The following is a 9,978-nucleotide window of genomic DNA, read 5'->3' on the forward strand; positions in this document are numbered from 1 at the left end:
AATTGAATGCGTGCTAAACGCAGGATGTTCTGAAAACTACGAAAAAGAAAGGAACAGAGAGTTTCAGATTTGAACTCGAGCGTCAGCGAGGATTTTGAAAAAATAATTCTTTGTCTTCCAATCAAGTAACATAAGAAAGGAATTGAATGCGGGCTGAAACCTGTGTCTTCCTGTCAAACAAAAGATGAAAGGAATTAAGGAGGTTCGTAATTGAACTCGGTCTAAAAACTCGGAAAATAGATTGAGGACTACCCCCTCTGGATTTCCAGATGATAAATATAAGAAAGGAATTGAATGCGTGCTACGCAGGATGTTCTGAAAACTAAGAAAAGAAAGGAACAGAGAGTTTCAGATTTGAACTCGAGCGTCAGCGAGGGTTTTGAAAAAAAATTCTTTGTCTTCCAATCAAGTAAACTACGAAAGGAATTGAATGCGTGCTACGCAGGATGTTCTGAAAACTACGAAAAAGAAAGGAACAGAGAGTTTTAGATTTGAACTCGAGCATCAGCGAGGGTTTTGAAAAAATAATTCTTTGTCTTCCAATCAAGTAACTACGAAAGGAATTGAATGCGGGCTGAAACCTGTGTCTTCCTGTCAAACAAAAGATGAAAGGAATTAAGGAGGTTCGTAATTGAACTCGGTCTAAAAACTCGGAAAATAGATAAACTGACTGATGTGCAAGCACATTGCGCCAGTTTCCTAATTTTCAGTCGTTTTTTACGACCTCCGTATCTTAATTATGAAACAGTCTAAATTGATTATCCCTACTTTGCGGGAGATGCCTTCGGATGCGTCGGTGATTAGCCACGCTTTGATGTTGCGTGCGGGCTATGTCCGTCAGATTTCTGCAGGTATTTACAGCTATTTGCCATTGGCAAACCGTGTGATTGAAAAAACGAAAAAAATCATGCGTGAGGAGTTTGACAAAATTGATGCTATTGAATTTTTAGCGCCAGCGCTTTTGTCAGCAGATATCTGGCGTGAGTCAGGTCGTTACGAAACATATGGCGATGACTTATACAAACTCAAAAACCGCGAAGGTTCTGATTTTATCTTGGGACCAACCCACGAAGAAACGGTGACACTTTTAGCGCGTGATGCAGTTCAATCTTATAAGCAGTTGCCGCTTAATATCTATCAAATCCAACCAAAATACCGCGACGAAAAACGTCCTCGTAATGGTCTCCTCCGTGGGCGCGAATTCATCATGAAAGATGGCTACAGCTTCCACGCTAGTTATGAGAGTCTGGACCAGACCTACGATGATTACAAAGCGGCTTACGAGGCAATCTTCACTCGTGCAGGCTTGGAGTTTAAGGCCATTATCGGTGATGGTGGTGCAATGGGTGGTAAGGATAGTCAAGAATTTATGGCTATCACCCCAGACCGTACCGATCTAAATCGCTGGGTTGTCTTGGACAAGTCTGTTGCTTCTTTTGAGGAAATCCCAGAGGATGTTCTTGAAACAATCAAGGCAGAACTCTTGGCTTGGTCTGTGTCTGGTGAAGATACTATCGCCTACTCTAGCGAGTCTGGCTACGCTGCCAACTTAGAGATGGCAACGAGTGAGTACAAACCACGGACAGCTGTGGTTGCTGAAGAGACATTAGTAAAAGTTGCTACACCAGAAGCAAAAACAATTGATGAAGTGGCCGCCTTCTTGAATGTTGCGGAAGAGCAAACCATTAAAACCATGCTCTTTATGGCAGATGGGGAGCCTGTTGTTGCCCTACTTGTTGGCAACGACCAGGTCAATGATGTTAAATTGAAAAACCACCTTGGAGCAGATTTCTTTGATGTAGCAAGTCCAGCGGATGCGGAAAAAGTCTTCGGTGCAGGTTTTGGTTCCCTTGGACCAGTCGGCTTGCCAGAAAACATCAAGATTATTGCAGACCGCAAGGTCCAAGATGTGAAGAACGCTGTAGTTGGTGCCAACGAAGATGGTTTCCACTATACAGGTGCCAATGCGGGACGTGATTTCCAAGTGACTGAGTATGTGGACATTCGCGAAGTCAAAGAAGGGGAGCCATCACCAGACGGTCACGGGGTTCTCAACTTTGCCCGTGGTATCGAAATCGGTCACATCTTCAAACTCGGTACACGCTATTCAGACAGTATGAATGCCAACATCTTGGATGAGAATGGTCGTTCAATGCCGATTATCATGGGATGCTATGGAATCGGTGTTAGCCGCCTCTTGTCAGCCGTTCTTGAACAACACGCTCGCCTCTTTGTTAACAAGACACCAAAAGGCGAATACCGTTACGCTTGGGGGATCAACTTCCCTAAAGAGTTGGCACCGTTTGATGTGCATTTGATTCCAGTAAATGTCAAAGATGAAGCGGCAATGGAATTGACTCAGGCTATCGAAGCAAGTTTGGTTGGTGCAGGCTATGAAGTATTAACTGACGACCGTAATGAGCGTGTCGGCGTGAAGTTCTCTGATAGTGACTTGATTGGCTTGCCAATCCGTGTGACTGTTGGTAAGAAAGCAGCGGATGGCATTGTCGAAGTGAAAATCAAGGGCACAGGTGATACTGTAGAAGTTCATGTGGATCAACTCCTTGAAACCTTGCAAATCCTTACAAAAGAAAATGAATAAACAGCAAAAGACTTGGTTGATGATAGCCAAGTCTTTGTTGATAAAATGGGCTTGGTTCTAGTTACCCAAGCCTATTTTTTTATAACATATTTAGTAGGAGGTTATAGAGGATAGCTCCTGCGACGCCTCCAAGAATTGGGCCAGCAACTGGGATCCAGCTATAAGACCAGTCAGAATCTCACTTGTTAGGAATTGGAAGGATAGCGTGCATGATACGAGGGCCTAAGTCACGAGCTGGATTGACTGCGTAGCCTGTCGTTGATCCTAGTGAGAAGCCGATTGCAAATACGATAAGTCCCACGATGATTGGGCCGAGACCAGCGCTGACATTGTTAGGGCCAATTGCAAGGATTCCCATGACTAAGACAGCTGTGCCAAGAGCCTCGCCGAGCAAGTTTGAAGCTGTGTGACGAAGAGCTGGTCCAGTAGAGAAGGTAGCAAGGATTGTTCCGCTATCTTTTGTTTCCTGCCAATGTGGGTAGAAATGGAGATAGAGGACGATGGATGCCAACATTGCTCCAGCAAATTGAGCGAGTAGGAAGCCTGGGACTTCAGCCCAAGGTAGAGATCCGATAGATGCCATTGCGATAGTGACAGCTGGATTCAGGTGGGCAGGTCCAAAAATTCCTGATACGTAGACAGCGATTGTTACAGCGATGCCCCATCCTAGTACGATGGTCAGCCAGCCGCTATTTTCAGCCTTGGTTTTAGAGAGGATGCAGGATGCAACCACACCATTTCCAAGTAATACTAGTATGAACGTTCCAAGTAATTCTCCAATCAGATGCATAATAACCTCCTATTTATTGATTGTCAGTTCTTTTAATTGTTCAAGAATAGTCTCCAAGTCAGCTCCAGCCTGTAAGAGAGCTGCGGCAGTATAGCAACCTTCGACGACTGGTACAGTTTGGATAAGAATTTGTTTGTCTGTAAAATCGGCAGCAAGTTCCATGTTCATTCGGGCGCTACCTAAGTCGAAAAAGGCAAGGAGGGTATCAGCAGAGTTTGCCTCGATTCGCTCTTGTACAATTTCAAAGCTAGTACCGATGCTACCATCTTCTAGTCCGCCACAGTAGGTGATGGGGATATCTTTTGCGACTTCAGATACTAGGTCAATGATTCCTTGTGCCAAATTTTTTGAATGGGATACGAGTAAGATGCCAACCTTTGTCATAGTCCTGCCTCCAACATGGCTTCAAAGAGAAGTCCAGATGAGAAAGAACCTGGATCAATGTGTCCGATTGATCGTTCTCCGACATAAGAAGCGCGTCCCTTGGTTGCAGCAATATCCTTTGTCCCTTGAACGGCTTTATGGATAATTTCCGCTGACAGTTGGCTTTCTCTTAGGGCAGAAATAACAGGAATCCAAACGTCTACCATGGTTTTCTCGCCTAATTCAGCCTTGCCACGTTTTTGGATCATGTCCAAACCTGCTTGAAGCATGTCTGCCAAATCAGCGCCAGCTTGACTGGCTTTAGTAATCCCCATAAAGGCAGAGCCGTAGAGAGGGCCGGAAGCACCGCCAACCTTGCTGAGAAGTTGCATGGCAACCACTTTAAAAACTTGGTCAGCAGTCTCATAGTCTTTTTCAGATAGCTCCTGCATGACCGCAGCCATACCGCGCGCCATGTTGCCCCCATGATCTCCATCTCCGATTGGAGAATCTAGTTCACTTAAATAATCTTTGTTTTCTTGAATTTTCTTGTTGAATGTCTCCATCCAAAGCAATGCTTGTTTTACATCCATATTTTTTATCCTACCAAGCTACCACTTCAACAGGGGCCTGCAAAGCATCAATCCAGCTTGGGTCTTCTAGTTTGATTAAGGTCAATGACAGTCCAGCCATATCAATCGATGTCATGTAGTTACCGATTTTCTTGTAGTCAACGACCACGCCTTTTTTAGCCAGCAATTGAGCAACGTCGTTGGCAAAGACATATTGTTCCATGAGAGGAGTTGCGCCGAGACCGTTGATAAGGACACCATAGTGCTCGCCATCTTGAATATCGAAGCCTTCAGCCAATTTGTCAACCAATTCTTCAGCCAATTTAGCAGATGGTTGGAGTTTTTCTTTCTTATAGCCAGGTTCGCCATGGATACCGACACCATATTCAAATTCATCTTCTTCAAGGACGAAGCCTGGTTTACCCACTTCTGGTACTGTAGCGCCTGATAGGGCTAAGCCGATAGTCTTGATTTGTGGGACGAGACGGTCAGCCAGTTCCTTGATTTCTGCTAGGGATTTGCCAGTTGTTGCAGCGTGACCGAGAATCTTGTGGACAAGTATGGTACCTGCTACCCCACGACGGCCTTGGGTATAGAGGCTATTTTCCACAGCGATGTCATCGTCCACAACGACACTGGCCACTTCGATGCCCTCCATTTCCGCCAATTCTTGCGCCATCTCAAAGTTCATGATGTCGCCAGAGTAGTTTTTGATGACCATAAAGACGCCTGCACCCTCGTCAGCAGCCTTGATGGCTTCCAAGATTTGGTCTGGTGTTGGTGAGGTAAATACTGCGCCACATACAGCGGCGGATAACATGCCCTTGCCGACAAAGCCTGCATGAGAAGGTTCGTGACCAGAGCCACCTCCTGAGATGATGCCGACTTTACCAGTTTTTTCAGCCTTGCGGATAATCACATCAAATCCATCGATACGATCGACAAGATCTTGGTGCATAAAGACAAGTCCTTTTAACATTTCATCAACGATATGTTCGGGTTGATTGATAATTTTTTTCATGAGAAAACTCCTTTGTTTTTTGTTTGCGCTTTCATTTTACATTGTCCGAAAGAAAAAAGGAAGGGACAGATTGTCCAATGTGTCCCTTTTGTTCCAAAGAAAAGCATGATAGGGTATAATAAAGAGGAAGCGAAAGGAAGTGACATATGCCAACCTCGTTGATTACAAAGAAAAGGATTGCAAAGGCTTTTAAAAAACAGCTATCTCAAAAATCCTTTGATAAAATATCAGTTGTCGACATCATGCAGGAAGCAGGGATTCGTCGTCAAACCTTCTACAACCATTTTTTAGACAAGTATGAGTTACTGGACTGGATATTTGAAACAGAATTGCAGGAGCAGGTAACTGACAATCTGACCTATATTAGTGGAATCAAGCTTCTGGATGAGCTTTTGTACTATATCGAGAGTAACCAATCTTTCTACAGACAACTCTTTGAGATTAAGGGGCAAAATGATTTTGTCAGCTATTTAGAAGGCTACTTTAGGGTTTTGATGGAGAAAATTATCAACGAATACCAGCTTCAGGAGGGGAAAATGATTTCCCAACAGGATAAGCATTTTTTGATTCTCTATCATGCTAATGCTTGGATTGGACTGATAAAGGAAGGACTGACGCAGTCGCCTTGTCAAATTCACAGTTATTGGAAGCAAATGGTGGCTCTTGTTCGCGAGTCGTTTTTGATTTTGTAGGAGTTAATATATGGTGTTTATTAGAAATAGACAGGCAACAATTATTGAAGATTATTTGGATGGTTTCTGTCGAACCAATCCTAAAGTGAAGAAAGTGAAGGGGCTTCCGATTGTTCTGCAAAGAAGACAAAATGGAGAACGGATTCCGATTGTTTCTGGCGGTGGTTCTGGTCATGAGCCAGCCCATGTTGGCTTCGTCGGTAAAGGAATGCTGACTGCAGCAGTCTATGGAGAGATTTTTACTCCTCCAACTGCCGAAGAAGTCTTGGCAGCAATTCGTACAGTGAATAGGGGTAGAGGTGTTTTTCTAATTGTGAAAAACTTTGAGGCGGATCTACTTTCTTTTGGGAAAGCTATTGAACGGGCTCGACAAGAAGGAATAGAGGTAAAGTATATTGTATCTCATGATGATATTTCTGTTGACACGAAAAACAACTTCCGTATGCGACATAGGGGGCTAGCTGGGACAATTCTACTGCATAAAATTCTAGGGGCAGCAGCTCTTTCTGGATATGATTTGAATGCCTTGGAACAATTGGGGTTGTCCATAGCAACAGAAATTGCGACCATCGGTTTTGCGACTAAGTCAGCTTATTTACCAAATGCGGCACTACCTTTATTTGATCTGGAAGAAGGAGAGATTTCTTATGGCATTGGGATACACGGAGAAGAGGGCTATCGGACAGTTCGTTTTGAATCCTCTGAGCAGTTAGCCAACGAAATTGTAAACAAATTAAAATTAAAATTCCGTTGGCAGGAGGGGGAAGAATATATTCTTTTGGTCAATAATCTTGGTTCTATGTCGGAGGTTGAGCAAGGAATCTTTTTGAATGACATTTGCCAATTTCTAGAGCTAGAAGGTTTACAGCTTTCCTATATAAAAACAGGTAAATTTATGACCTGTCTTGATATGGGAGGAATCTCTGTCACCCTCTGTCGTGTCAAGGATCAAAAATGGCTGGACTTTTTAGAAGCACCGACAGAAGCTGCGGCTTGGTAGGCTCCTCTTTTCATAGAACATCCACCTCTAGGGGCTTCCCCATAGAGGTTTTTTCGTGCAATTTTTTCTATTTTTTAGACAAAATACCTTGACAAAAATGGTCGGGGGGGGGTATTATAATAGTGATACAATTTAGGAAGTTGGCATTAATTATTTAAGTTAGGAGATTGTTATGGAATTAAATGATTTAGTAAGCTTAGAGAAAGATAAAAGATTTCCAAAGCAATTTGGAGATTTTGCAGAGCACTTAGTGATGTAAACCTTGGGTTTACGAAGATATAGAGTTGCCACCATAGATCATGTTGGTGCCGATGTAATTGCTGTAGAGGAGGTACAAGGTTCAGGGGCTTTAAATTCAGAGTTTAAAAGGTATTGTATTTCTGTAAAAGGTAGAAACCTCCCTAAAGGAGAGAGCAAATCATTCCACTTTAACAAAAATAATGTAAGAAAATTGGAAGAAATTTCGACGGTACTTGGGATGGAAGCAACAATTGCTTTTGTTTTTGTTGATAATCAAGAGGGAATCAAAAAAGCACGTCTAATTATTTCGGAGTTAGAAACATTTAGAAAATCATCAGATGATGAACAAGTTAAGTTTATAAATTGGCACAAGGATAAAGAGGGGTTTCATATTAAATTTACCCAATCCAGATATCAAAAGCATTTAGATGCAATAAAAGCTCGTGAGGATGTTATCTATATTGAATTTACGTTGGATGAAAAATTAACTGAATATTAAGGAGAGAAATAATGAATCAAAAAGAATGGGTAGAGATTTTCAAAGAAATCAATGGTCGAAATCCTAGTCCACAAGAATTTGAGGCAGGGAAAACAGCTGGAGAATTTGTTATTATTGAAGAAAACGATATTCATATTGCTTCTCCAGAAAATGTAACTGTTGGTAAACCCAAAAGAAAAAAGAAGAGAAGATGGTTAATGATACCAGTAGTCATTTTCTTGTTGCTAATCGGAATTGGTATAGCTGATGAAGTGTTTAAGGGCTCGAGTGTAAGTTTTGTCAACAGTCTGATTACCGATACTAGCGATAATGGTGGTGTCTATTATAATGTTCCTGCGACTGGATATTATCAAGTTCTTAATTTTCAGGATGATAACAATTTAAAAGTTGAATACCAAGCTTTTAATTATACTGAGGATAAATTAGAAAGTAAAACAGATTATGAAGGTGAATATCTCAAAGATTTTAATGAGCTTATCTCATATCTAGAAAAATCAAATGTTTCGGAAGAACGTCGGAACAAATTGAAAGATAGATTTGAACAGTCACCATTCGAATCGATGGAGATTACCGCGATTTTTAACATTGAATTTGATTCAGATGTGATTACTTTCAATTTTATTGCGGACTCAGTTCAATATAATTATTTTGTAGATGAGAGGTTTCAAGAGGATTCAGATACTTTCAAAACATTAGCTATCCATGAGAAATTTATAGATAAAAAAATAAATGGAGCTTGGAAACCCACGGCTGCTTATTACGATGATGGAAGTCAAAGAGATTTGAAAGATTTTTCGGTTTTGGAGTTTGAGAATGGTGTTTGGTATGACACTCAAGATATATCTCATTATTATGTATTTATACCTTATGAAAAAATTCAGCAACTAGTTGAAGTTGAAATTGTTGCTAATTCTAGCTCCGATAAGATAAAAGATACTGATGAGATAAACTCTATACTCATTAAGGAGGGCTATAAAATTTCAGATTATTCGAATGTCTACGCAACAAATTCAGGAGCAATATGGGTCTTTGTAGATGGAGGGAAGAAAATTCTAGCAATGAATAGTGTAACGGATGATAATGCTTATTCAGTTTTTGAAAAGATAGAACTAAAAGAGTAATAATTTTTTGTATTAAGGAGATATGATGAATCAAAAAGAATGGGTGGAAATTTTTAAAGAAATAAATGGACGTCCCCCTAGTCCACAAGAATTTGAAGCTGGGAAAAAAGCTGGAGAATTTGTAATTGATAATACCGAACGAAAAGTGCATGATGGTGTTAACTTCCAGGACTCTTTCAAGATGGATTGGCAAAAGTTTGAAGAAACGTCCTCAAATGTTGCAAATTCTTTCATGCATAAAAGTGATAACCTTGTTTCAAGGTGTTTACAAAAGGTTAATAAAATAAAAGAAGACTATCGGACAGCAAAAGATGGCGTAGAGAGTGCCAAAAATAATACATATAAAAATTTTTCAATGATATTTGGTGTAATCTTTATTTTGATTACCATCAGTCAAATAGTTGAAAGTATATTCGGTGTTTGGATATTAAGGATGGAATTATATGGTCTTTTATTGTTAATCCTAATTGCTTTACTTTGCATTATTGAATATTATTTAATAATGTCACCAACAAAGCTAAAGCGAAATTTGCCTATATCGTTAGTTGTAGTTGCATCCTTTACTTTTTTATTCAGATTGATTAATACTATACAAACTTCTTATCAGATTTTTATCAATTTAATCTTTCTTTTAATTTTAATGTTTGTAATAACAATGACAATACTGCTTATTTCAATTCTTCCGTATGAAAAGGATAGGAACAGTATTTTTGAAGAGAGAAGTAGTTTTGGTGAAAATCAGATGTCTATGAATACCTCAACTAGCAATTGGGAAGACGAGAGACGGAAATTTGTTCAAGAATATTCTGAAGATTATAAAACTAAGAATGGTAGTGAACCTTCATTTTTTGAGATAGAAGAAGCGATAAGAGCTTTCAAAGCTAGTAAAATGAATAATATAAATATTTCACAACCCTCCAAAAATTACAATCAACCACTAGAAGGATTTAAATTAAAAAAACGTGGTAGAGCACTCAATGTCATTAAGTTAACTAATCTATCACATTTTGTGGTAGGTTAGTTTTTTATGTTACACTAGAAATAAAAGGGGAAAAATCATGCTAGACCAGATTAAAGC

The 9,978-nt window shown here is 40.3% G+C and carries 9 protein-coding genes and 1 pseudogene; 6 read left to right on the forward strand and 4 right to left on the reverse strand.

Annotated elements, in window-relative coordinates; genetic code table 11:
• Positions 1-739: 739 nt before the first annotated feature.
• Positions 740-2,602, forward strand: coding sequence for a proline--tRNA ligase (locus tag K6V43_RS04445; protein ID WP_222381909.1), 1,863 nt, complete (start codon positions 740-742; stop codon positions 2,600-2,602).
• A gap of 79 nt (positions 2,603-2,681) precedes the next feature.
• On the opposite strand, the pseudogene K6V43_RS04450 reads toward K6V43_RS04445, so the two are convergent.
• From K6V43_RS04450 to dhaK, 4 genes and pseudogenes are all read right to left on the reverse strand, one after another.
• Positions 2,682-3,392 (reverse strand): annotated as a pseudogene (locus K6V43_RS04450) (MIP/aquaporin family protein).
• Positions 3,393-3,401: 9 nt separating this feature from the next.
• Positions 3,402-3,776, reverse strand: a complete 375-nt coding sequence (gene dhaM, locus K6V43_RS04455; RefSeq protein WP_044690289.1) for a dihydroxyacetone kinase phosphoryl donor subunit DhaM — start codon at positions 3,774-3,776, stop codon at positions 3,402-3,404.
• Positions 3,773-4,348, reverse strand: a complete 576-nt coding sequence (gene dhaL, locus K6V43_RS04460; RefSeq protein WP_222381912.1) for a dihydroxyacetone kinase subunit DhaL — start codon at positions 4,346-4,348, stop codon at positions 3,773-3,775. The genes dhaM and dhaL overlap by 4 nt, the downstream gene beginning before the upstream one ends.
• A 10-nt stretch (positions 4,349-4,358) precedes the next feature.
• Positions 4,359-5,348 carry a dihydroxyacetone kinase subunit DhaK gene (dhaK, locus tag K6V43_RS04465; protein ID WP_222381914.1) on the reverse strand — a complete coding sequence of 330 codons (990 nt, stop codon included), beginning with the start codon at positions 5,346-5,348 and terminating at the stop codon, positions 4,359-4,361.
• Between the two features lie 146 nt (positions 5,349-5,494).
• Between dhaK and dhaS the strand changes: the two genes are divergently transcribed.
• The 5 genes from dhaS (at position 5,495) to K6V43_RS04490 (ending at position 9,921) form a co-directional block, all read left to right on the forward strand.
• On the forward strand, positions 5,495-6,040 hold the full coding sequence (gene dhaS, locus K6V43_RS04470; RefSeq protein ID WP_184495742.1) for a dihydroxyacetone kinase transcriptional activator DhaS: 546 nt from the start codon (positions 5,495-5,497) through the stop codon (positions 6,038-6,040).
• Positions 6,041-6,050: 10 nt separating this feature from the next.
• Entirely contained in the window at positions 6,051-7,040 is a 990-nt protein-coding gene (gene dhaQ / locus K6V43_RS04475; RefSeq protein WP_222381916.1) for a DhaKLM operon coactivator DhaQ, read from the forward strand.
• 262 nt (positions 7,041-7,302) lie between these two features.
• The gene (locus tag K6V43_RS04480) at positions 7,303-7,779 is read left to right on the forward strand and encodes a hypothetical protein (protein ID WP_222381918.1); all 477 of its coding nucleotides are present in this window, start codon (positions 7,303-7,305) and stop codon (positions 7,777-7,779) included.
• Positions 7,780-7,790: 11 nt separating this feature from the next.
• Positions 7,791-8,900 (forward strand): hypothetical protein, encoded by a 1,110-nt coding sequence (locus K6V43_RS04485; RefSeq protein ID WP_222381921.1) that lies wholly within the window; start codon positions 7,791-7,793, stop codon positions 8,898-8,900.
• Between the two features lie 25 nt (positions 8,901-8,925).
• Positions 8,926-9,921 (forward strand): hypothetical protein, encoded by a 996-nt coding sequence (locus K6V43_RS04490; protein ID WP_222381923.1) that lies wholly within the window; start codon positions 8,926-8,928, stop codon positions 9,919-9,921.
• The last annotated feature ends 57 nt before the right edge of the window (positions 9,922-9,978 follow it).

The sequence above is a fragment of the Streptococcus suis genome, assembly GCF_019794615.1.
In the GTDB taxonomy this organism is placed as follows: Bacteria; Bacillota; Bacilli; order Lactobacillales; family Streptococcaceae; genus Streptococcus; species Streptococcus suis_AI.

Coding starts and splice junctions, on each gene's coding strand:
- K6V43_RS04445 (WP_222381909.1), top strand. CDS start 740: ATGAAACAGTCTAAATTGATTATCCCTACTTTGCGGGAGATGCCTTCG.
- dhaL (WP_222381912.1), bottom strand. CDS start 4,348: ATGGATGTAAAACAAGCATTGCTTTGGATGGAGACATTCAACAAGAAA.
- dhaM (WP_044690289.1), bottom strand. CDS start 3,776: ATGACAAAGGTTGGCATCTTACTCGTATCCCATTCAAAAAATTTGGCA.
- dhaS (WP_184495742.1), top strand. CDS start 5,495: ATGCCAACCTCGTTGATTACAAAGAAAAGGATTGCAAAGGCTTTTAAA.
- dhaK (WP_222381914.1), bottom strand. CDS start 5,348: ATGAAAAAAATTATCAATCAACCCGAACATATCGTTGATGAAATGTTA.
- K6V43_RS04485 (WP_222381921.1), top strand. CDS start 7,791: ATGAATCAAAAAGAATGGGTAGAGATTTTCAAAGAAATCAATGGTCGA.
- K6V43_RS04490 (WP_222381923.1), top strand. CDS start 8,926: ATGAATCAAAAAGAATGGGTGGAAATTTTTAAAGAAATAAATGGACGT.
- dhaQ (WP_222381916.1), top strand. CDS start 6,051: ATGGTGTTTATTAGAAATAGACAGGCAACAATTATTGAAGATTATTTG.